Raw genomic sequence first — 21,784 nt, 5'->3', positions numbered from 1 at the left:
TCGAGCTTGAATTCGCGGCTGTGTAGTCGTCCGGGCATGGTCGGTCTCCCTCCATCTGTTGATCAGCCTACGGGCTGACCGGGGCGACATGCCTTGCTCCTCTGTCCGCGTTTTGGGGTTCACTCCAGACGGCTGGCTTGCCCGTTGATGGCAAGCAGAAGTTCTCCACCGGTCACCGAAATGTTGAGGCGAGTGCGAGTAAATTCGTCTGTCATGTCTGTCCAGGGCTGTAGGGAGGCACCACTTGGGAGGCGAATCGTGAATAAGGAACCTGACTCACAGGTTAGAGCTCTGTGAACAACCGTGAACCCTAACTCGCAAAAATGAGGGGCGTGTCTGCCGGACACAGCCTCTCGACCAGTTCAAATGGTTGCAGTCGTCCCTCTTCGCCGCCTTATCATCGGGTATGTCCCACGCTTACCGGGCTGCTTATCTGCTGCTGGAGCAGCCCTGCCCCCGGCGTGGCAACGGGGCGTCCAGGCGGGCGTTCTATCGCCTGTTCATCTACAATTACCAGCTTTCCAGACGACTCGGTGTGGACAGACTTTCGTTGACCCACATTCGCGCCGACACCAGAAACCGCGACAAGAAGGTGGTTCTGGCGCTTCAGTGGTACTTGCTCGTCACCGAGGAACTACTCGATAGGATTTACGACACTGCCGATACGGGCACGCCACGGGAAGCCTTCGACCGTCTTCAAGTTCACGAGACGCTGGACGAGGCGCACCGCTTGTTGCGTCGGATTCTGCCGCCCGCACCCTCACAGGGCGTTCCGAGACTGACCGAATTGACCCACGAATTCGGGGCCTTCTTCCGGCATCTGCGCCCCGATCCGCCACTGGATCTGGAGTCCAGCAACGCAGAGGTGCGGCAGTGGGTCAGGCATTACCAGCAGCGGTACACAGTTCAGGTCAATACCCTCGACCCGGCGGACTACGGCAGCAAGATCAAGGTCATGGATCAGGAGTTGGCGGCCCTTCTGTCGGAGTACCGCACCTCACTGAACCGGTGGCCGGATGAAAACCTGCCTCTCCTTTTGCTGTCTGTCGTCATGCTTTTTTTGCCGCTGACGGAACTGCTGTCGTATGCGGAGTTGGTCGAAGTGGAGTTCGGGGAGACGGACGCACCTGAATGCCGTTCCCTGCTGGCTTTTTATGCCGTGGTCAACCCGGTGTGGCTGGCACGGCAGCAGAACGCGGATGGGTGGGTCACCGTCAGGGAATGCCGGAGTAAGTTGGTCAGGACTTTCGGGCTGTATGACGCTCATCGCCTTTTTCCTTCGACCGTCACGTACTGCGATGAGATAATCGCCAGGTGGCCGCCGGAGCGCTGGCTTTCCGTGCAGATGCCTGGTGTGCAGGAGTTGCAGACCATTCAGGAAGCCATCCAGGCTCATCAAAACAACTTCATTTTTTCCGAGTTGAGTCGGGTTGCCCCGGAGCATCCCTTAGGCTGCGGGCAAATGTATCGGCAGGCCGGATTCATGGCGTTATTGACGACGGGTTCGCCCAGTGGAGACACCATGCTCAAAGTGCACCATCTGCGTCAGGGACTCGGCGGATACGTGAGTCTGGCCCTGGAACTCCTGTCCGCAGACACTTGGGACGAAGTTCACGAGTCTCCCTCGCTGGTGCGGAACTCTACGGAACTGCTTTCACGTTTCGCCGACCAGCCTGAATTCCAGCCGGTGTGGTCGGCCCTGACTGACCCTGACGGTCTGCTGGAACGCCTCGGTCGGCAGTGGCATTGGCGAAGGGAACTGGGGGAAAACCGGTGCCTGCTCGACCTCCAGGAATGCTCGCCGGGCCATCTGGCTTTCGTGCAGGAGTGGCAAGCCGTCCTGCTACAGCTTCATGTGGATGAGACGTTGCTCCTCCGATTATGCCGATTTTTCGAGGAAGCCACGCGTGAACGGCACAGCGGCAGGAGTGGCCTGCTTCACTCGGTGGGCATGGTGGTCAGTCTGGCAGAACCGCGAATTCCTGCGCCTGAAACAACCCGGAACGACGGGCAGGTCGAGCGGTGGCGGCACGCGGCACAGGTCATGCTTCAGTTGCAGGAAAGGCGACAGCAGCAGGAGAAGACCGTCACGGACTGGCAGTTGCGACAGGTGACCCCGGACATGTTGGATACACTTCTGAATAATGACTGACCTCACAATTAGACACTGTCATGCCGCCAAGCAGGCCTTGCTGGACGCCCTGGAACGTCAGGATGCCGAGGCCATTCAGTCCGGCTTCGATAGCCTGCTGGAGTGTACCCGGCAGACGAGGGACGCCGATGGTCTGGCAAAGCTCCTCGGCGAGGTCGGCGTTCAGCTGTCGCGCCTGACTGAACTTCCCGAGGTGTTTTCTTACCTGCTGACGGTGACCACCGACCCCGGCGAGCAGGCCAGCATCCTGCACGAGTGGGGGACGGTGGCCGTCAGGTTGGGACAGCATGAGGACGCCGAAACTCACCTGCGCCGGGCACTGTCCATCAGGCGGGAATTGTACGGCTCCGACCTTCATGCGGAAGTGGGCGCGACGCTCAATTCACTCGGCACCTTGAACTATGCCGCCGGACGCTTTCCTGAAGCAGTAGAACTCCTGAATCAAGTGGTCGTCATTCATGACGCCCTGAAACTGTGGAATCTCAAAACGGCTGGAGTGTTCGTCAACCTGGGCAACATCGAAATCTACCGATCTGATTTCGAGGCTGCCGAGACCCATTTCAGGCGGGCAACGGCGGTCTGGGAAGCAGCGGGACACCCCCCCATTTTCTGATGGTAGGCACTTGGAACGGTCTGGGCACTGCCGCCACCTATCAGTTCCAGCACCTCCAGGCCAAAGAGTGGTATGAATGTGCCTTGCAGATGTACCGACAATTGTTCGGTGAGAACGTCTCGGTGATGGTGGCCGGGATATATCACAACCTCGGCAATGTTTTTGCTGGCCTGGGACGGTATGAGGAAGCTGTTCAGTACTACCTTGATTCCCTCAAGATCAAAGAAGAGGTGTTCAAGACCGACCTCCACCCCGATGTCCTGCTGACCGTGGAAGCCCTTGGGGTAACGTACCGGGAGATCGAGCAACTCGAACTGGCGAAGCAGTACAGCGCACGGGCGGTCACGCTGGCCCAGGCCATTCATGGTGACGCGCCCCATCTGGACACCGTCGCGGCGATGACTTCTGCGGCAGGCCTTCAGGAGAAGGTGGGCAACAGGGACGCAGCCCAGGCATTGTACCGACAGGCTTTGGAGATGACTGTGCAGTATCCGGGAGGTGCGCCCCTGTTCGAGGCTGCCCTGCTGCATCTCCGCCTGGCCCAACTGGCGCTGGCTGAAAGCGAACGGGCTGGCGCAGCCGAGCATTTTCGGGAAGCTCTAGCCCTTTCGCAGCAGATGTATGGCGAGAAGGTTCATCCCAACTTCGTGGACATCTACCAGGGGCAGGCCCGCCTGGCTTTGTCCACCGACGACCTTCAGGAAGCCTGGGAGGCGGCTCTCAGGGGTCGTGATGTGCTTAGGGCACTGGGGGAACTGGCGACGCCCGAGATGTGGATTGCCAGCGATGAACTGCTGAGTGAACTGTACGTCTCTCGCGGCGAGGTATCCCTGGCCGTAGAGACCCTCCACCGCGCCCTGAACAGTCACCTGGAGCAACTGCCGACCGTGATGAGTCTCTCCGGGCAATCCGCCATCGCTTCCTTGAATCGTCGGCGCGAGAGGGCTATGGCCCGGCTGCTGCGGCTGCAGTGTCAGCATCCGGAAATCCAACCACAGATGCACAGCACATACGAGGTGTGGCTGAATTTCAAAGGAAGCGCCTCGGCACTGGACATGGGACTCAGGACACTGGTGGAGTCGAAACCTGCCTTGAAATCCCTGTTTGAAGAAGTGCAGTCCTTACGCCGCCGACTGAGCCGACTCAGAAACGAACCGGAGGCAGGGGAGGCTCTCCAGGAGACGCTGCACCAGTACCGGGCGGCTGAACTCTCACTCCGGGGTGAGGCGCGAGAAGTTTTCGATCTGCAACAGGTGACCCTGAAGCAGTTGTTCGCCAGCCTGTCCGATACAGGACTTCTGGATTACGCGCTGCTGGACGGCACCTACTTCGCCTTTCACATTTCTTCCGGGTCGGTTCGACTGTTCGAGGTCGGCCCACAGGACGGCATCGACGTTCTGATTCAGGACTGCCAGCAGCACCTTCAACCCACTGCGCCCGCCAACCTGGACGTGTTTCGTGCATCAGCCGGGGGGGCCGCCCAGTTGTTCGAGAAGCTGATCGGCCCTGTTCCACTCGGTGGCAAGGTCGTCCTCTCGCCCGATGCTGGACTGCATGACCTGCCTTTCGACCTGCTGTTCGATGCCACAAGCGGCCAGTTCCTGCTGGAACAATGTCGGCCTTCCCTGATTCCTTGTGGGCGTGACCTCATCCGCTTGCAGCAGGACTCCGTGGTGGCTGACGGTTCTCCAGTCCTTATCGGCTGGCCTGCCTTCCAGGCTGACCCGGCGGAAATCGCAAAGTTCGTGGGTTTCGACCTGCTGAATGAAATCGAACACCGTCTGGACAGCCATGAACTCCTGCTGGAGGTGCAACCGTCCGGTACCGATGCTTTGGTGGCCGTGGCAGTATGGAAGGGTGCACTGGGACTACAGGCGGCAGCCACAGCGGATTATGGAATTTCCAGACGGGAGGTGGTTGCCGCCGAAAGCGTCGACGAACTGCTCGGGACACTGTTTCCGGCGCAGAAAGTTCCCTCAGAGGCCAAAGTCATCCTGCTTCAGCCATCACCTGGCGGCCTGATTGACCTTCCCGGAGTCACCGTCTGCCCTGATCTGAGTCGGTGGTTGCAGGAGCATCCAGGCCCGAGTAACCCTGGTGACACTATCGAACCCGGCCTCTTGCTGTCCGAAACGAATCGGCTGCCACGACTCGAACCCGACCGGCTGACCCTCATGGGCCATGTGGCCGACCCTTCAGTCTTGGCCCCCCTGCCCTCGACGTTCACCCAGATCGTCGGCATTCGTCATAGCCTGGCCAGTTTGCAGCCCAGCACCTTTCTCGGTGCCGCCGCCAGTAGCTCGACCCTTCAGCAGGTTCTGCAAACTCCTGAAAGTCCGGCTATGCTCCATATCACCACTCATGGAATACAACAGGCTGAAGACCGTCCAGATTTGGCCCCTGGTGTTACGGAAAGTGAACCGATGGAGCAAGCGGTGCTTTTCCTGGCTGGAGCGTCTGACCTCGATTCTTCCGAAAGACAGGGTGTTCTGTCCGCGTTCGAGTTTGCAGGTCTGAACTTGCAGGGAACGAAACTGGTCAACCTGGCCACTTGCCAATCGGGACTGGGACAGACCCTCGTCAACGAGGGACAGTACGGCTTTGTCGCCGCCTCCTTTCTGGCAGGGGCAAGGGCGACGATGACGACCCTGTGGTCGGTGGAGAGTCGCAGCACCGAGCGTCTGATGGTGGATTTCTACCGTTCCTGGTTCCGCACAGGCGAGGATGCCGGTACAGTCCTTGGCGACCTGAAACTTCAGCGACTCCAGGCAGGCGTGAAACCGTTCTACTGGGCTGGATTTGTCGTTCATGGTCGGTGAAGGCCGCGTGACGTGTGGCGGCCAGGCCGTCGTAGTGATTCTTCTAGCCGCCGAAGGCGCATACGACCGGTCTCTCCGGTCGAATCCCAGGACGATTTCCCTGGATTCACCGTTCGTATCGAACTTGGCGAATCCCGACATCATGCGAACTGTTCAACTGGGCCATCGGGGAGTTCAAATTGCCAGCCACAATACAGCCACAATTTTGTGGCGGACTCAGGCGACCAGGAAGGAAACCAGGAAAAGATACAACCCAGACGACCCGCGTGCAGGACGGCAAATTTCCATCACCGAAAACTTTTACGACCATAACGGATTGCCGACGGCTGCGCCTTACAAGCGACGGGTCGGGGGTTCAAATCCCTCACCGCCCACCAGAGAAAACCCCGTTTCAGGCGGGGCTTTTTTGTTGTTTGTGGTCTGGTGACCCGCCCCAGAAGTTGCCGCCTTCTTCAAGCCAGGGCTTGAATCTCGTTTTTCAGCGCGTTCAGGCGTGTTTGAAGGTCGGCTGTTCGCATGGCGGCGTCTTGCAGGCGCGTCTGCTCCTGCTGCGTGAAGCGCGTGTAGGGGCTCACGGCGTCGTTGAGCCGGGCGTCGGCGCGCTCCTGTTCGCGTTCGTACTCGCGCCGCACGATGCGTTCCAGCGCCTCGCGGAGCTGCGTGATTTTCTCCCGCAACTGCCGGTGTGCTTGCAGGCGTTTATTGGGCAGAACAAACAGGCCCAGGCTGCCCAGCGCCAGACCCGCCAGGATGCCCCCGGTAAAATCCAGCGCAGTGGCGCCGATGACCGCGCCGATGCTCACGCCGCCGATCAAGCCGCCCGCCAGGCCGCCCATCGCGCCCATCATGGCTTCCTCGGCGTCTTTCGAGAGTCGCCGGGCCAATTCCTGCTCAGTGGTGTTCTCCAGGTGATCCCTCGCGCTGCCCGCAATGCCCTCCAGCAGCGAGGCCCGGTCGTAACTGAAGCGCGTTCGGGCCACCTCGCCGCTCGGCTGGCGGCGGATCAGAAACGCCTGCACGTCCTCCCAGAAGTGCATGTTCGATTCCACGAACCGGTCGATCATGCTCCCGAATTGCCGGTCGATCGCCTCGGGCAGGTCGGCGACCGCCTCGCGGCGAAACTGTTCCTCCAGTTCCCGGCTGTTCATCAGTCCGCGCAGGTTGCTGAAACGCAGTTTATCGTCAATGAACTTGTCTGCCCGCACCTCGAATTCGGCCAGCAGGCGGTTCACCCGGTTGAGTTGCCCGTCCAGTTCGCCCAGCATGGTCTCGCGGTGGTGTTCGCGCTGCGCTTCCAGCTCCTGCAAGAACCGCTGATCTTCCATCAGCGTCGTTCGCGCCGCCTCCGAGCGCTGCGCCTCACCGTTCAGCAGTTCGGACGCAGTGTTCAGCGGTGAACTGAACTTCAGGCGCATACGTTCGCCTTCGCTCAGGCGGGCTTGCAACAGCGCCCGCAGGGCCGCGAAGCCCACATCCCCACCGCGCTGCTCCTGACGGGCGCTGATGAGCACCACCGGGGGCGTCAGGCCCAGCACACCCCGCGCCCCGGCCTGCACGAATTCTTTGACCTGCTCTTTCTGGGCGGGCGTTTCCAGCAGGTCGGCCTTGTTCACCACCATGATCACGCTGCGGCCCCACCTGGCCGCCAGGCTCAGGAACTGCCGCTCGGACTCGGTAAACGGTCGATCCGCACTCGTCAGAAACAGCAGCAGATCGGCGCGAGGTAAAAAGCCCTCCGTGAGGGCCTGGTGCTGGCGAATAATGGCGTTCGTGCCGGGCGTATCCACCAGCGCCACGCCCTCCAGGCTGGGCAGCGGGTAAGTCAGGCGGCTCACGAACGGGTCGCGGGTGGGTTCCATCTGTCCCGGTTTCTCCCCGTGAACCAGCACGTAAATCCGGTCCGTGGTGGGCGTCACGCCCTCCGGCAACACCGAGGCGCCCAGCAGGGCGTTCACGAAACTGCTTTTGCCCGCGTTGAATTCCCCCACCACCACCAGCAAAAACGCCTCGTCCAGCGTCCGGGCCGCCACGCGGGCATGCTCGACCACCTCCGGCGGAGCGCCCTGCAACTCCAGAAACGCCTGAAGGTCAGACAGTAAGGTGCGTTCCCTGGTGAGCAAATCCTGCGTTTTTGCGGAAACGAGCATAATGGCAGTCTAGAACAGAGGCCGCGAAGGGCCTGAGCTCCAGAGGGAAAAGATAAAGAAGAGAGCATGGCGTGGATTTCCCCCTGAGTTCACGCCAGTGGGGTAGAGGTGTGGTGGCCTGGTTCTGGATGTTGGAGCGTTGATGTTGGTGCGCTTACCCCTGGGAACGGCGCCGGGAGAGGGCACGAAACGCCAAAAAGAGATCCAGAAGTGCTTTCCCCATCCGTGGGGGCTCGTGGGGCCGCTTTCGCGGTGCCTCCACCCATTTCAGGAAAATGACCTGTACTTTTCCCAGGAGTGGAACCCCGGGGGGAAATCTTTGCCCCCTTCTCCCTGCTTCCCCCACCTGTTCCCACCGACCTCAAAAAGTGGTAATTTGACGTTGGCAACGTTATTCTCGCTACCTTTCGGCCCTGTTCGGCGGCCCGTTAGAAATCCAGTCCGGGGGAACCTGGTGGGGAAACGGGATCACAGTGGGGGAAACCGGGGGGAAAAGTGGGAGACGGTGGTAAATCGTGGTAGGGCTTGTTACACTCTTGTGGCGGCCTGAATGTCTTTCTCATGCAAGTTTTCCGGCTGCGTTCCCCGCAGCCCATTTTTTTGCTGGTGGGAGGGTGTGGGAAAAGGAGAAGCGCCGCTTTGCCGTTCGGAGAGTACCCCTACACCATTGATGACAAGGGCCGCGTGGTCATTCCACCGCCTTTTCGTGAATTCGTGGAGGACGGCATGATCCTGACGCGCGGCATGGAGGGGTGCCTGTACGTGTTTCCCCTGGCGAGCTGGAAGCGTGTGGAGGAGCAACTGGAGGGGCTGCCCCTGACGGACGCCGAGTCGCGGGCGTTCGTGCGTTTCTTCTACTCCGGAGCCAACAAGGCGCGGCTGGACAACCAGAGCCGCGTATCCGTGCCTCAGACGCTGCGTGACTTCGCGCAGCTGGCGGGCGACGTGATCGTGGCGGGCGCCCCGGGAAGGCTGGAGTTGTGGAATCCGACCCGCTGGGAAGCCGCCATCAACGCCGTGCAGGACAGCCCACCAAAACCCGAACTGCTCGCCAATTTCGTGGCGTGACAAACCTTACGGACACCTGTCCTTCACATACTTCATCTTTTACTCACCCTTCCTGGATATTCACTGTGACCGAAAACGAAGCCACCCCCCTCACCCATACGCCTGTGCTGGCCCTTGAAGTGCTCGACGCCCTTCGGCCCGAGCCTGGCAAGGTCTTCGTGGACGGCACGCTGGGCGGTGCCGGGCACACCCGGCTGCTGCTGGAAGCCGGAGCGCAGGTGATCGGCATCGACCAGGATCCTTATGCCCTGAACCGCGCCCGTGAAGCGCAGATAGGGGGCCTGACCGTGGTGCAGGGCAACTACCGCGACATGCGAACGCTCCTGGCCGAGATCGGCGTCAGCGCTGTCGACGGCATTCTGCTGGACATCGGCGTGAGCAGTTTCCAGCTCGATGACGTGGAGCGCGGTTTCTCGTACCACAGTGAAGCGCCGCTGGACATGCGCATGGCCCAGAGCGGCGAGACGGCCGCAGACGTGGTGAACACCTACGAAGAAGCCGAACTGGCCGCGATCATCTACGAGTACGGCGAGGAGCGCCACTCGCGCCGCATCGCGCGCGCCATCACGCAGGCCCGCTACAAAACGCCCATCGAAACCACCGTGCAACTCGCCGAGCTGATCAAACGCGCCTACCCTGGCTTCTCGAAGGGGATTCACCCGGCGAGGCGCACTTTTCAGGCGCTGCGCATTCACGTGAACGACGAACTGGGGGCGCTGCGCGATGGCCTGGGCGCCGCCGAGCATCTGCTTAAACCGGGCGGGCGACTGGCGGTCATCAGTTTCCATTCGCTGGAAGACCGCATCGTGAAACGCTTCCTGCTGGGCAGCTCTGCCCTGACGCCCCTCACCAAACGCCCGGTGGTCGCCAGCGAACAGGAGCAGGCCACCAATCCGCGCGCCCGCAGCGCCAAGCTTCGCGGTGCCGAGAAAACCAGCCCGGAAAAAACCAGCACCGGGAAAACCAGCGTTGGGAAAACCACTGACCCCCCCTCAGCGGAGGAGGCAGAATGATGGCCTTCCCCAACTTCGACACGACCACCGCCACCTGGCAACGCCGCACCCTGCGCTACCTGGGCATCTACCTGGTGCTGGCCCTGCTGCTGGTGGCTGCGCGCTACTTCACGCAGGACATCCGGCCTCACCTGCGCGAGGTGCAGCGCCAGGAAGCCGCCCTGCAAACCCAGCGCGATGACCTGGAGGTGCGCGTTCAGGCCGCCAGCAGCCCGCAGAAGGTGCAGCAGTGGGCCGTGCAAAACGGCCTGCAACGCTTCGCCGAGAAAGCCGCCAGCGCCACCACCCGTGACCTGGGCGCGGGTGAAGCCCCCCCCGAAACCCTGACCCCCTCTTCCACCCCCGCCATCGAGGTGAAGACGCAATGGAAATAAAGATCCGTAACCGCTCCCACATCATGCAAGCCGTCGCCCTGCTGATGTTCCTGACGCTGGTGTGGGCTTACGCGCAACTGGAGTGGGGCCTGCCCAATACCGTGAAACGCAACGTGATGCAGGCGCGCGGCACCATTTACGCCGCGGACGGCTCGGTACTGGCCCGCAGCGTGAACGGCAAGCGCACCTACCCGCAGGGGCACCTGGCCGGGCAGGTACTGGGCATGATGGGCGACACCGAGGGGCTGGAGGGGCTGGAAGCGGCGTACAACCGCACGCTGGAAGTGGGCGAGGACGTGAAACTGACCGTCGATCCGCGCACCCAGGCCAGTGCCGAGGCCGCGCTGGCCGAGAGGGTCAAGGCGCATAAAGGTGAATACGGGTCCGTGATCGTCATGGAGACCCTGACCGGGCGCATTCTGGCAGCGGCCAGTTACCCGGAGTTCAACCCCAACAACTGGCGCAGCTACAGCGCCGAAACGCGCCGCAACCGTCCTTTCCTGGACGTGTACGAACCCGGCTCGACCGTGAAGGGCCTGGTGGTGGCGGCGGCCATGAACGAGGGCCTGACCACGCCCGACACGCTGTACACCACGCCCATGCAGCGCCATGTGGGGGGCAGGTGGGGCAGCGTCATTAACGACGCCGTGGACCACCCGGCCACCCTGACCACCAAGTACGTGCTGCGCTACAGCAGCAACGTCGGCATGAGCCACATCGTGGAGAAGTTCCCGGCCACCGATATGCGCAATTACCTGCTGAACTACGGCTTCGGGCAGGACGTGCAGCTGCCGGTGCTGTCCACGGCCACGGGCCGCCTGCAGAACATCCGCAAGTGGGACGACCTGGTGCGCGTCACGAGTTCTTTCGGGCAGGGCATGAGCAGCACCACCCTGCAACTGGCGGCGGCGTTCAACACCCTTGCGAACGATGGCCTTTACATCACGCCGCGCCTGGTCGAGGGGGCCACGCCCGGCGAGCGGCGCGAGGTGCTGAAGCCCGCCGTGGCCCGCGAGACTCGCACCATGCTGGAAGCCGTGGTGAAGGAGGGCATTTTCGCCAACGCAGGTCTGGAGGGGTACGGCCTGGCCGGGAAAACGGGAACCTCGCAGGTGGTCGTGGGCGGTAAGTACTCGAAGGAACTGTACGACAGTGTGTTCGCCGGGTTCTTTCCGGCCGACGCGCCGCGCGTGACCGTGGCTGTAATGGTGCACGGCGCAAAGTTGGACTACCAGGGTTCGATGCTGGCGGCCCCCATCTACAAGAAGATCGCGGCGGGCCTGTTCTCCGACTGGGCAGCGGCTCCGGCGGCCACCTCCGCGCCCTGATCTTCCGCTTGTCTGGGATTAGCGACCAATGCCGACAGGCTGACGTCAGAAAATGTGAAAAATGAGGAAACGAAGCCGGATGGAGGTCGTAAACGTGACCTTCATCCGCTATTTAAGTTACCTGAGCAGGAACATCACGTTAAAAGAGTGGTCTTGCCAGCTTGATTGGGGAGTGAGGCTGCTGAAAAGCGCGTCGATGGCTCCCTGGTGAGAAATTTAAAGTGAGAAACTAAATGAGTCGATTAGAACTTGACTCATTTTTAAGCTGTCGATCCCAAAGGGTAAAACCCGGCATAATGTGATTTCGGACAGTAAAATTAAACGGTTTTAGTGAGAGAAAAAATCCTTGTTTCTTATTTTTAACTCATTTACGTTGCTAGGCTGTTTGACGTAGGAAGGTTCCGCCCTGGTCAGTTTGAGTACCACTTCAGTGACCAACCCTGAGTTCCATCTGCCTGAGAGTTATCCCCGCTGCCCGCAGCGAGATCTTAAGAAATAAAGTCCACGAGCTTCTCTCCACCGCGTCTGCCGGTGGTGTGCTTTTGCGTTGGATGCCGACAGGAGAACCATGTTGAACAGCCTCAAGAAAACCCTTGCCGTTTCCGCCCTCGTTCTGGCCAGCGCCGCCAGTGTGCTGCCCAGCCAGGCCGGCGCCCAGCAGGTCACGCTCGACACGTACGTCGCCGCCCGCACCGGCCGCAGCGTGGTGGCCCGCGCCACCGCGTACAGCAGCCACGCCGCGCAGACCGACAGCACCCCCAACATCACCGCCACTGGCACCCGCACCCGACCCGGCGTCATCGCCCTGAGCCGCGACCTGCTGCGTATCTTCCCTTACGGCAGCCGCGTGACCATTCAGGATCTCAGTGGCCGCTACAACCTCGGTGGTCGCGTGTTTATCGTCGAGGACACCATGGCCGCCCGCAAGGTCGGCAGCGTGGACATCTGGATGCCCAGCTACGGCGAAGCCATTCGCTTCGGGGCGCGTTCCGTGCGCATCACCGCCGTTCGCTAATTCGCTTTTCCTTCTCAAGGTCGGCCTGTCGGGTCGGCCTTTTTCGTTTTCAGGAGGGTAAGTTTTTTCCCCAGAGCGCATGGCCCACCGCCGTCCCGGACAGTCCGTCACTTCCGCTGATACCCGACCCCACAGAATGGCTTGCTCCTTCAGTGTTCATCCGTTACAATTACGTCCATAACGTAATCAGTATTAAAGGATGATCCATGAACCTCACCCCTGAAACCATCCTGGCCCTTGCCCCTGACAGTGCCAGCGCCAGCAACGGCAAGAAACTCGCCACTCCGGCCAAATGGCAGAACCTGAACGCCCCCGCCGGCATGCTCTGGGGACAGGCACAGGGCAGCGGCAAAGACCCGTACCTGACCGGCGTCGACCTGAACGGCCTGGTCAGCAAATGCAGTTGTCCCAGCCGCAAATTCCCCTGCAAACACGCCCTGGCCCTGCTGCTGCTGCACATCACGCACGCGGGCGACTTCGGACAGGCGGACGCGCCGGAAAGCCTGCAAACCTGGGTCAAGGGCAGAGAGCAGAGGGCCGAGAGTAAAGAGCAGAAAACCGAAGAGGCGGCCAGGAAGGAAGTCGACCCGGCCGCGCAGGCCAGACGCCGCGCCGCGCGCGAGAAGAAGGTCACGGACGGCCTGGCGGCGCTGGACCTTTTCCTCAAGGATCTCGTGAGAGACGGCCTGGCGCAGGCGAGGGGCCGCCCTTACAGCGACTGGGACACGCAAGCCGCCCGGCTGGTGGACGCTCAGGCCGGTGGAGCGGCCCGGCAGGTCAGGAAGATTCCCGAACTGCTAGGCGAACCCGCCGCGCTGCTCACGCACCTGGCAAAATTGCACCTGCTGTGTGAAGCGTGGACGCGCCGTGACACCCTCACCGACGACGAACAGGCGGACTTGCGAACCGCCCTCGGCTTCCCGCTGAGTCAGGCCGAAGTGCTGGCCCGGCCCGGCCTGCGGGGCAAGTGGCTGGTCGCCGCGCAGTTCACCGAGGAAGAAGACACCTTCACCACCCGCCGCACCTGGCTTCAGCAGGGGAGACACCACGCCTTGCTGCTGGATTTCGCGCCGTCCGGCCGCCCGTTGCCGCCCGGTTCCCCGCTGGGCGCCACGCTCGACGCCGAAGTCTGTTTCGTTCCGTCCGCCACGCCTCAACGCGCCCTGCTGCGGGGCGAAGCGTCCATGAGTCCGCGCAGTGAGCAAAGCCCGGAGGCCTTCACGCTGGACGAACTGCTGGAACGCCATGCACAGCTGCTGGCCCGCAACCCGTGGCTGGAACGCAGCGGCATTTATCGGCTCCAGAACGTCAAGATTATGAATGACGGCACGAACTGGCATCTGCTGGACGCGACAGATCGGACTTTACCCCTGCGTTTGATCGACAGCAGGCAACCTTACCTGCTGCTGGCGCAAAGTGGCGGGCAACCCATGCAGGTGTTCGGCGAGTGGGACGGCCAGCACCTGCTGATCTCGGGCACGGTGGGCACAGGGGAGAAAGAATGAAGGATGTTCAGGACTTACTGGCCGCAGCGCTGGTCGGCACGTCGCGCAGCACGCCACCCGTTCATGCCGGGACACTCCTCAGCGAGCCGCTGAACGCCATTCAGGGCGACCCGGAAGGTGTTCTGCTTTCGCGCGCGGCCCTGGCCGGAGCGGTGGAGTGTGCTGGACGCCGCGCCGCACCTCTTCAGCACGATGTCCCCACGCCCGCCCCGGTGGACACCCTGCCGGAGGCCCCCGCGCGAGTGGCCCGGCACCTGCCCATTGTGGTGAACACGCCGGTCGTGAACGAGTGGCTGCAACTGTGCGCTCAGACGGGCTGGCGCATTCCCCACAGCGCCCTGCCCGGGCTGCTTGACCTGGCCCGTTTCGACACCACCCTGCGCGTGAACCTGCGCCCGGTGCTGGGTGAACGCAGCATGTGGCTGGCTTCACTCAACCCCGACTGGCGGTTCAACGCCACCACCTTCAGCGAGGACGCCTGGCTCACGGCCACCGAAGCGCAGAAAGAAGGCCTGTTCCGTGACCTGCGCGAGAAAACCCCCGACGCGGCCCGCGACTTGCTGACCCAGCACTTCAAAACGGAGAAGGCTGGAGCCAGAAAACGCCTGCTCAGCGTGCTGCAAGACACCTGGACGGACGAGGACGCCACGCTGGAACCCCTGCTGGAAGACGCCCTGACCGACCGCAGCCGCGAGGTGCAGGAGCTGGCCCGCGTGTTGCTGCAATCCCTGCCCGGCAGCGCCTACAACGCCCGCATGACCGAGCGCGTCGCCGGTATGCTCCAGCAGGAAAAAGTCGGTCTGCTCGGGAAGCTCCTGGGCAAACAGAAAGTCTCCCTGCACCTCCCGGAAACACTCGACGCGGACGCCGGCCGTGATGGCCTGACTGCCATTGACCCGCACAAAAGGGTGGCACTGGATCGTTTTCGGGAACTCATCCAGAACACGCACCCACAGGCCCTCGCGGACGCGCTGCACCTCACGCCGGAACAGCTGTCCGGCCTCATTCAGGCGCTGGGCGCCGCCGATCAGCTGCGCTGGGCCACCCTGGCCACCCGGCACGTACCCACCGCGAACGTCCTGCAACCCTGTTACCCGGACGACCTGGCCCTTCTGCAAATCAGCGCCCCGGAGACCATCGCCGGGCGCATTGGCACGCACCTGCAAGGCCAGCCGGACGCCTCGCACCTCCTCACGCTGCTCAGCGTCCTGCCCGGCGCCTGGCCCGTTGACCTGAGCGAACAAGTCCTCAATGTCATTCACGGGCAGGTCAGCCGCGCCAATCAGCATCAGAACGACTACCGCTGGGAAGCCGTCATGCAAAACGCCGCCCACCACGCCCACCCGCACGCATCAACTGCCCCACTCCCGCCCCAGGAAGACAGCGACGACTACCACGCCACCTACCTGCGCCTGAGGTACGCCGCCATGCTGCGCCTGCTCGAGCAACGCCGCCTCATGCACGACGACTTCCAGGAAGCCCGAATTCACACTGACCTTAAAGGAGAAACCCCATGACCCACCTGGAAACCACCGTCCTCCGTCAACACGCCGAGCAGCAGTACGCCCATGAACTGACCGCGCTGGCAGAGCACGACACCCGGCCCAGGCCCCCGCGCTGGAACCTGTCGCCCGCGGCCGTCCTGACGTACCTGATGGGCGGGAAGGCCGGGGACACCGAGATCACGCCCAAATACGTCGGGGACAGGCGCCTGATGGAAATTGCCGTGGCCACGCTCGCCACGGACCGCGCCCTGCTGCTGATCGGCGTGCCCGGCACCGCCAAAAGCTGGGTCAGTGAGCACCTGGCCGCCGCCATCTCCGGCGACAGCACGCTGCTGGTGCAGGGCACCGCCGGAACGGGCGAGGAAGCCATCCGCTACGGCTGGAATTACGCCCGCCTGCTCGCCGAAGGCCCCAGCGAGGCCGCGCTGGTGGAAAGCCCCATCATGCACGCCATGCGCCAGGGCAAAATTGCCCGGCTGGAGGAACTGACCCGCGTGCAAAGCGACGTGCAGGACACCCTGATCACCGTCCTGTCCGAGAAAAGCCTGCCTGTTCCCGAGTTGAACACGGAAGTGCAGGCGGTGCGCGGCTTCAACCTCATTGCCACCGCGAACAACCGCGACAAGGGCGTAAACGACCTTTCGAGCGCCCTCAAACGCCGTTTCAACACCGTCGTTTTGCCGGTGCCCGACAGCCTGGACGACGAGGTGAACATCGTCATCAGCCGCGTGAACAGCCTGGCCAGAACCCTGGAAATTCCCGCCGCGCCCCCCGCCCTGGAGGAAGTGCGCCGCATCGTCACGGTGTTCCGCGAACTCCGCGCCGGGGTCACCGAGGACGGCAAAACCAGGCTGAAAAGCCCCAGCGGCACCCTGAGCACTGCCGAAGCCATCAGCGTCGTCAACCACGGCCTTTCGCTGGCCGCGCACTTCGGCAGTGGCGAGCTGTCGGCCCACGACACTGCCGCCAGCCTGGTCGGGGCCGTCATCAAAGACCCGGTGCAGGACGGCGTGATCTGGCGCGAGTACCTGGAAACTGTCGCCAAGAAACGCGACGACTGGAAGGACTTCTACAAAGCCTGCCGGACTGTGAGCTGATGGGAGAGTTCTTCTCTCACCAGCACCCCAGGGGCCCCAGAGGTCAGTCTCTCCTGGAGGCGGTGAAAGCGGGTGCGCCCTGGCCTGTTCACGTCAACCTGAACAGCTGTGGCCTGAGCCAGTGGCCGGAAGCGCTGCGTGAGGCGGACAACCTTGAGTCGCTGAGCGTGTACGACAACCAGCTCACGGACATTCCCGATTGGTTGTGGACGTTCACCCGCTTGCACACCTTGAACCTGTCCGGGAACAACTTCGCGTCTCTTCCAGCGGAACTGGGTGGCCTGCACAGCCTGCGGATGCTCGACCTGGGGCACAATCGGCTGGCCGGCCTGCCCGACTGCTTCGGCGGCCTGCGCGAACTGCGGTTCCTGTACGTCAGCAACAACGGCCTGACCTCGCTGCCTGATTCGATTCGCACGCTGGTCAACCTGACCTACCTGAACGTCACAGACAACGCGCTGACGGAACTTCCCGACGGGCTGGGTGAACTGGAAAACCTCGTCGAATTCCGGGCGTACAACAATCGTCTCGCCACCCTGCCGACAAGCATCGGTCAGTGGCGACACCTGCGTGAATTGCACGTCATGAAGAACGACCTGACGCAGCTTCCCGCTGAACTGGGCCGGTGTGTGAACCTGCGGGAAATCAACGCGCAGGGCAACAAGCTGGCGCATCTGCCGGACAGCATCGGTCAATTGCGGAATCTGGCCGTGCTGGACTTGCGATTCAACGAACTGAGCGAACTCCCGGAGTCCATGCGCGAACTGAGGGAACTGCGTTTCCTGGATTTGCGGGCCAACCGCCTCACCGGACTTCCCGGCTGGCTGGCGCTGCTGCCCCGGCTGGAAAAGCTGGACTTGCGCTGGAACCGGATTGACCACGTGCCGGACGAGTTCAGCGGCTTTCTTGAGAAGGGAGGCTTACTCTACCTATGACGCCTCAAGTCTCCATTTTTCCCATCCGGCACCACGGGCCCGGTTCGGCCCGCAGTCTGGAACACGCCCTGAATCAGCTTCAACCGGACATCATCCTGGTGGAAGGCCCGGCGGATGCGGATTCGGTGCTGCCTTTCCTGACCCGCGAGGAACTGGAGCCGCCAGTGGCGCTGCTGGGGTACGTAACGGATGACCCGGCCAGGGCGGCCTTCTGGCCTTTTGCGGCGTTCAGTCCGGAGTTCGTGGCGTTCCGCTGGGCAGCCCAATCCCGTCAGACTGGCGCAGGGGCACAGGCGCGGTTCATGGACCTGCCCGCCAGTGCCACGCTCGCCCTGCGCGACGAGGATGAAGGGGGACTGGACGCCGCAGGATCAGACGCAGCGGAACCGGACGCCGCGCAGGGCAAGGGGAAGCCGGACATGCCCGACGCCCCGGACATGGACGCCGAACTGCGGGCTGACCCTCTGCGCGTGCTGGCGCAGGCGGCGGGATACAGCGACTTCGAGCGCTGGTGGGAAACGCTGGTGGAGGCGCGCGGAAACGACTTCGTGGTATTCGAGGCGATTCTGGAAGCCATGCAGGCGGTGCGGGTAGGTGCGCCAGCCCCGCTGGGCCGCGAGGCGATGCGCGAGGCGTTCATGCGCCAGACCATTCGCGCGGCGCTCAAGGAAGGGTTTCAGCGGGTGGCGGTGGTGTGCGGGGCGTGGCACTCGCCCGCGCTGGACACGGAAGCCTTCAGGGCGAAGGAGGACGCGGCCATCCTGAAGGGCCTGCCCAAAGCGAAAGTCAGCCTGACCTGGGTGCCCTGGACACACGGGCGCCTCAGCATGAGCAGCGGGTACGGCGCGGGCGTGCGCTCGCCGGGCTACTACCACCACCTCTTCACCACGCCGCAGCACGTCACGGAACGCTGGTTCGCCCGCGCCGCGCGGCTGCTGCGCGATGAGAAACTGGACGCCAGCAGCGCCAGCGTCATCGAGGCCACGCGCCTGGCGAACACCCTTGCGTTCCTGCGTGGGCGGGCGTTGCCGGGCCTGGACGAGTTGAACGAAGCGGCCCTGAGCGTTTTCGGCTGGGACAGCGACCTGCCGCTGCGCCTGATCTCACAGAAGCTTATTGTGGGCGAGGCGCTGGGCAAAGTGCCGGACGACACGCCTTCCGTGCCTCTGGCGCAGGACATGGCGCGGCAGCAGAAGAAGCTGCGGTTGAAAGTGCAGGCCGAGCAGGACGACCTGACCCTGGATCTGCGCAAGGACACCGATCTGGAGCGCAGCGCCCTGTTTCACCGCCTGAACCTGCTGGGCGTGCCGTGGGCGCAGGAACGGTACGCCAGTGGCAAGGGCACGTTCAAGGAAGCGTGGGTGCTGGTGTGGAAACCGGAATTCAGCGTGCGCCTCGTTGAGGCCAGCCGCTACGGGCAGACGGTGGAACAGGCCGCCACGGCGCACTCGGTGGACGCCGCGCACAACGCCACGACGCTTTCCGAACTGACGGCCCTGCTGGAAGCCATCCGGCACGCCGATCTGACGGCCGCTGTGCCGCCCGCCCTGAACGCCCTGAACGCCCGCGCTGCCCTGAACGCCGATGTGGGCGACCTGCTGGGCGCCCTGCCACCCCTTGCCCGGCTCGCCCGTTACGGGGACGTGCGCGGCCGCGCGGCCAGCGGGGACGAACAGGCTGCCGGAACCTTCCGCACGCTCCTCACGCGGGCCAGTGTGGGGCTCCCCACCGCCGCTATCGGCCTGGCCGAGGACGCCGCGAACGAACTGCGCCAGCAGGTGCAGCAGGCCGACGCGGCCGTGCGCCTGCTGGACGACCCGGCGGCCCTGCGCGAGTGGCAGGCGGCCCTGCGGCGCCTCGCCGACCGCGACGACACCGCGCCCGTCCTCGTCGGGGACGCCGTGCGCCGGCTGCGCGACGCCGCGCACCTGGAGAGGGAAGACGTGGAACGTCGCCTCAGCCTCGCCCTGAGCAGCGCCGCACCTCTGGACGTGACCGCGTGGCTCGACGGGTTCCTGGGTCACAGCGGCACGCTCCTCATCCACGACGCGCCCCTGCTCAACCTGCTGGACGGCTGGCTCTCCGGCCTGGAACAGAGCACTTTTCAGGAAGTGCTGCCCCTGCTGCGGCGCGTGTTCTCCCGCTTCGAGAAAGCCGAACGCCGCGCCATCGGCGAGAACCTGAAGGGCGGCGGAGTGAAGCCGCGCGGGGTGGTCACGGAAATTGACGAGGAACGCGGCATGCAGGTCGTTCCCATCGTCCTGAAAATGCTGGGAGTGAACCCATGACGGAATTCAATGCTGAACGCCTGCGCCGCTGGCGACTTGTGCTGGGGGGCGGTGAGGCCGACGGCCTGACCCACGGGGAAGGGGTTGGGATTTCCCTCGGCCTGGAGGACAGGCGCATGGACGACGCCCTGGCGGGCCTGTACGACGCCGAAACGGGAACCCGCAAGGGCGGGCTGGGGGGCAGTGCGCCGAAAGTGGCGCGCTGGCTGGCGGACGTGCGCGAGTTTTTCCCTTCGAGCGTCGTGCAGGTCATGCAAAAGGACGCCATCGAGAAACTGAACCTGACGCAACTGCTGTTCGAGCCGGAAATGCTGGAGAACGTGGAGGCGGACGTGAACCTCATGGGTACGCTGCTGACCCTGAAGGGCGTGATGCCCGCCAAAGCCAAGGACGCCGCCCGCGCGGTGGTGCGCAAGGTCGTGGATGACCTGACCCGGCGCCTGGAGGAACCCACCCGCGCCGCCGTGACGGGCAGCCTCAACCGCGCCCAGCGCAACTTCCGCCCCCGCCCCGGCGAGATCGACTGGGACAGCACCATCCGCAAGAACCTGAAGAATTACCTGCCGGAGAAAAACACGGTGATTCCCGAGCGGCTGGTGGGGTACGGGCGCAAACGCCGCAGCCTGCGCGACATCGTGCTGTGCCTGGATCAGTCCGGCAGCATGGCCTCCAGCGTGGTGTACGCCGGCGTGTTCGGCGCCGTGCTGGCGAGCCTGCCGGCCGTGGACACCCGCGTGGTGGTGTTCGACACCGAAGTCGTGGACCTCTCGGAGAACCTGGACGACCCGGTGGACGTGCTGTACGGCATTCAACTGGGCGGCGGCACCGACATCAACCGCGCGTTGGCCTACTGTCAGGGCATCATCACCAAACCCGAGCAAACCATCCTTGTCCTCATCTCGGATCTGTACGAGGGCGGCAACGAGCGCGAGATGCTGGCCCGCGCCCGCACCCTCAAGGACGCCGGCGTGAACGTGATTGCCCTGCTGGCCCTATCGGACGACGGCGCACCCAGCTACGATCACGGCGTGGCGCAGACTTTTGCCGGCATGGGCATTCCCGCTTTCGCCTGTACGCCGGATCATTTCCCGAACCTGATGGCCGCCGCCATTCGCGGGGACGACATCGCCACCTGGGCCGGGGAGCAGGGCATCGTCACCAAAGGAGGCGCAGCGGGATGACGGGCAAACTGGTCGTTGCTGGCGGTTCGGGCTTCCTGGGGCGGGCCATGGCCGGGGCGAAACGGCCTCCCCGGGTGTGGCTGAACAGTTCCACCGCCACCATTTACCGCGACGCCCGCGACCACCCGCAGGATGAACGGACGGGCGAACCCGGTTCGGGGTTCAGCGTGGACGTCGCCAGGCGCTGGGAGGCGGCCCAGCTGGAAGAACCGCTTCCCATGACGCGCCGGGTGGCCCTGCGGACGGCCATGGTGTACGGCGTGGGCGAGGGCGGCATCATGCAGACCACCGACAGGGTGGTGCGACTGGGCGGTGCGGGCGCCATGGCGGGCGGTGAACAGTACGTCTCCTGGATTCACGAACTGGATTTCTGCCGCGCTGTTCAGTTCCTGATTGAGACTGACCTGTCCGGCCCGGTGAACGTTACTGCGCCCCATCCCATCCCTTTCCCAACGCGGCGTTCTTGCGGGCTTACCGGGAGGCCTGGCGGGTTCCGCTGGGCGTGCCGGCCAGCGCCACGCTGCTTGGGCTGGGCGCGCTGGTCATGCAATCCGAAGCGGAACTGCTGCTGAAAAGCCGCTGGGTGGTTCCCGGGCGGTTGCTGGACGCGGGGTTTGCTTTCCGTTATCCCTGCTGGCCGCCAGCCATTCAGGAACTGGTGCAGCAGGTTCGGGCGCGCGGACATCAGGGGTACTGAAAGCCCAGCCCCTGAACGGCTCTCCGGGACAGTGTTGACCGCAGGAG

Annotated in this window: 17 protein-coding genes; 16 read left to right on the top strand and 1 reads right to left on the bottom strand. The window is 63.5% G+C overall.

The window, feature by feature from the left end; all coding sequences use genetic code 11:
- The first annotated feature begins 406 nt into the window (after positions 1-406).
- The 3 genes from E5Z01_RS13525 to E5Z01_RS13515 are packed head-to-tail and all read left to right on the top strand — an operon-like array spanning position 407 to position 5,584.
- Complete coding sequence (locus tag E5Z01_RS13525) at positions 407-2,152, top strand: hypothetical protein (protein ID WP_135229846.1); 1,746 nt, start codon at positions 407-409, stop codon at positions 2,150-2,152.
- Entirely contained in the window at positions 2,145-2,765 is a 621-nt protein-coding gene (locus E5Z01_RS13520; protein WP_135229845.1) for a tetratricopeptide repeat protein, read from the top strand. The genes E5Z01_RS13525 and E5Z01_RS13520 overlap by 8 nt, the downstream gene beginning before the upstream one ends.
- A complete protein-coding gene (locus E5Z01_RS13515) occupies positions 2,765-5,584 on the top strand; it encodes a CHAT domain-containing tetratricopeptide repeat protein (protein WP_135229844.1) in 2,820 nt (939 codons plus the stop codon). Before E5Z01_RS13520 ends, E5Z01_RS13515 begins: the two co-directional genes overlap by 1 nt.
- Before the next feature lie 452 nt (positions 5,585-6,036).
- Here the strand turns inward: E5Z01_RS13515 and E5Z01_RS13510 are convergent, their stop codons facing one another.
- The gene (locus E5Z01_RS13510; RefSeq protein ID WP_135229843.1) at positions 6,037-7,731 is read right to left on the bottom strand and encodes a dynamin family protein; all 1,695 of its coding nucleotides are present in this window, start codon (positions 7,729-7,731) and stop codon (positions 6,037-6,039) included.
- A 639-nt stretch (positions 7,732-8,370) separates the two neighbouring features.
- Between E5Z01_RS13510 and mraZ the strand changes: the two genes are divergently transcribed.
- The 13 genes from mraZ to E5Z01_RS13445 all read left to right on the top strand — a co-directional run bounded on the left by mraZ (position 8,371) and on the right by E5Z01_RS13445 (position 21,737).
- Positions 8,371-8,799, top strand: a complete 429-nt coding sequence (mraZ, locus tag E5Z01_RS13505; RefSeq protein ID WP_135229842.1) for a division/cell wall cluster transcriptional repressor MraZ — start codon at positions 8,371-8,373, stop codon at positions 8,797-8,799.
- A 65-nt stretch (positions 8,800-8,864) separates the two neighbouring features.
- Entirely contained in the window at positions 8,865-9,812 is a 948-nt protein-coding gene (gene rsmH / locus E5Z01_RS13500) for a 16S rRNA (cytosine(1402)-N(4))-methyltransferase RsmH (protein ID WP_420810848.1), read from the top strand.
- Positions 9,809-10,186 (top strand): hypothetical protein, encoded by a 378-nt coding sequence (locus tag E5Z01_RS13495; RefSeq protein ID WP_240738424.1) that lies wholly within the window; start codon positions 9,809-9,811, stop codon positions 10,184-10,186. Before rsmH ends, E5Z01_RS13495 begins: the two co-directional genes overlap by 4 nt.
- Positions 10,177-11,514: a peptidoglycan D,D-transpeptidase FtsI family protein gene (locus tag E5Z01_RS13490; RefSeq protein WP_135229841.1), complete on the top strand. Its 1,338-nt coding sequence runs from the start codon at positions 10,177-10,179 to the stop codon at positions 11,512-11,514. The genes E5Z01_RS13495 and E5Z01_RS13490 overlap by 10 nt, the downstream gene beginning before the upstream one ends.
- Positions 11,515-12,082: 568 nt before the next feature.
- Positions 12,083-12,529, top strand: a complete 447-nt coding sequence (locus E5Z01_RS13485) for an RlpA-like double-psi beta-barrel domain-containing protein (RefSeq protein WP_135229840.1) — start codon at positions 12,083-12,085, stop codon at positions 12,527-12,529.
- A gap of 206 nt (positions 12,530-12,735) precedes the next feature.
- Positions 12,736-14,034, top strand: a complete 1,299-nt coding sequence (locus E5Z01_RS13480; RefSeq protein ID WP_135229839.1) for an SWIM zinc finger family protein — start codon at positions 12,736-12,738, stop codon at positions 14,032-14,034.
- Positions 14,031-15,551: a DUF5691 domain-containing protein gene (locus E5Z01_RS13475; RefSeq protein ID WP_135229838.1), complete on the top strand. Its 1,521-nt coding sequence runs from the start codon at positions 14,031-14,033 to the stop codon at positions 15,549-15,551. The genes E5Z01_RS13480 and E5Z01_RS13475 overlap by 4 nt, the downstream gene beginning before the upstream one ends.
- Positions 15,548-16,636, top strand: coding sequence for an ATP-binding protein (locus E5Z01_RS13470; protein WP_135229837.1), 1,089 nt, complete (start codon positions 15,548-15,550; stop codon positions 16,634-16,636). The genes E5Z01_RS13475 and E5Z01_RS13470 overlap by 4 nt, the downstream gene beginning before the upstream one ends.
- A 62-nt stretch (positions 16,637-16,698) precedes the next feature.
- Entirely contained in the window at positions 16,699-17,571 is an 873-nt protein-coding gene (locus tag E5Z01_RS13465; RefSeq protein WP_167757922.1) for a leucine-rich repeat domain-containing protein, read from the top strand.
- Complete coding sequence (locus tag E5Z01_RS13460; RefSeq protein WP_135229835.1) at positions 17,568-19,859, top strand: DUF5682 family protein; 2,292 nt, start codon at positions 17,568-17,570, stop codon at positions 19,857-19,859. The genes E5Z01_RS13465 and E5Z01_RS13460 overlap by 4 nt, the downstream gene beginning before the upstream one ends.
- Positions 19,856-21,040, top strand: a complete 1,185-nt coding sequence (locus tag E5Z01_RS13455; protein WP_135229834.1) for a VWA domain-containing protein — start codon at positions 19,856-19,858, stop codon at positions 21,038-21,040. The genes E5Z01_RS13460 and E5Z01_RS13455 overlap by 4 nt, the downstream gene beginning before the upstream one ends.
- Positions 21,037-21,612, top strand: coding sequence for a Rossmann-fold NAD(P)-binding domain-containing protein (locus tag E5Z01_RS13450; RefSeq protein ID WP_135229833.1), 576 nt, complete (start codon positions 21,037-21,039; stop codon positions 21,610-21,612). The genes E5Z01_RS13455 and E5Z01_RS13450 overlap by 4 nt, the downstream gene beginning before the upstream one ends.
- Positions 21,585-21,737, top strand: coding sequence for a DUF1731 domain-containing protein (locus E5Z01_RS13445; RefSeq protein ID WP_167757921.1), 153 nt, complete (start codon positions 21,585-21,587; stop codon positions 21,735-21,737). The genes E5Z01_RS13450 and E5Z01_RS13445 overlap by 28 nt, the downstream gene beginning before the upstream one ends.
- The last annotated feature ends 47 nt before the right edge of the window (positions 21,738-21,784 follow it).

Origin of the sequence: Deinococcus fonticola (assembly GCF_004634215.1) — a bacterium.
GTDB classification, from domain to species: domain Bacteria; phylum Deinococcota; class Deinococci; order Deinococcales; family Deinococcaceae; genus Deinococcus; species Deinococcus fonticola.
Note: the sequence above shows the minus strand (reverse complement) of the source record. Positions and strands in the feature narration are given on the sequence as shown.

Bases quoted from the DNA above. Each gene is read 5' to 3' on its own strand.
- E5Z01_RS13525 (WP_135229846.1), top strand. From the start codon at position 407: ATGTCCCACGCTTACCGGGCTGCTTATCTGCTGCTGGAGCAGCCCTGC.
- E5Z01_RS13520 (WP_135229845.1), top strand. From the start codon at position 2,145: ATGACTGACCTCACAATTAGACACTGTCATGCCGCCAAGCAGGCCTTG.
- E5Z01_RS13515 (WP_135229844.1), top strand. From the start codon at position 2,765: ATGGTAGGCACTTGGAACGGTCTGGGCACTGCCGCCACCTATCAGTTC.
- E5Z01_RS13510 (WP_135229843.1), bottom strand. From the start codon at position 7,731: ATGCTCGTTTCCGCAAAAACGCAGGATTTGCTCACCAGGGAACGCACC.
- E5Z01_RS13495 (WP_240738424.1), top strand. From the start codon at position 9,809: ATGATGGCCTTCCCCAACTTCGACACGACCACCGCCACCTGGCAACGC.
- E5Z01_RS13490 (WP_135229841.1), top strand. From the start codon at position 10,177: ATGGAAATAAAGATCCGTAACCGCTCCCACATCATGCAAGCCGTCGCC.
- E5Z01_RS13485 (WP_135229840.1), top strand. From the start codon at position 12,083: ATGTTGAACAGCCTCAAGAAAACCCTTGCCGTTTCCGCCCTCGTTCTG.
- E5Z01_RS13480 (WP_135229839.1), top strand. From the start codon at position 12,736: ATGAACCTCACCCCTGAAACCATCCTGGCCCTTGCCCCTGACAGTGCC.
- E5Z01_RS13475 (WP_135229838.1), top strand. From the start codon at position 14,031: ATGAAGGATGTTCAGGACTTACTGGCCGCAGCGCTGGTCGGCACGTCG.
- E5Z01_RS13470 (WP_135229837.1), top strand. From the start codon at position 15,548: ATGACCCACCTGGAAACCACCGTCCTCCGTCAACACGCCGAGCAGCAG.
- E5Z01_RS13460 (WP_135229835.1), top strand. From the start codon at position 17,568: ATGACGCCTCAAGTCTCCATTTTTCCCATCCGGCACCACGGGCCCGGT.
- E5Z01_RS13455 (WP_135229834.1), top strand. From the start codon at position 19,856: ATGACGGAATTCAATGCTGAACGCCTGCGCCGCTGGCGACTTGTGCTG.
- E5Z01_RS13450 (WP_135229833.1), top strand. From the start codon at position 21,037: ATGACGGGCAAACTGGTCGTTGCTGGCGGTTCGGGCTTCCTGGGGCGG.
- E5Z01_RS13445 (WP_167757921.1), top strand. From the start codon at position 21,585: ATGCAATCCGAAGCGGAACTGCTGCTGAAAAGCCGCTGGGTGGTTCCC.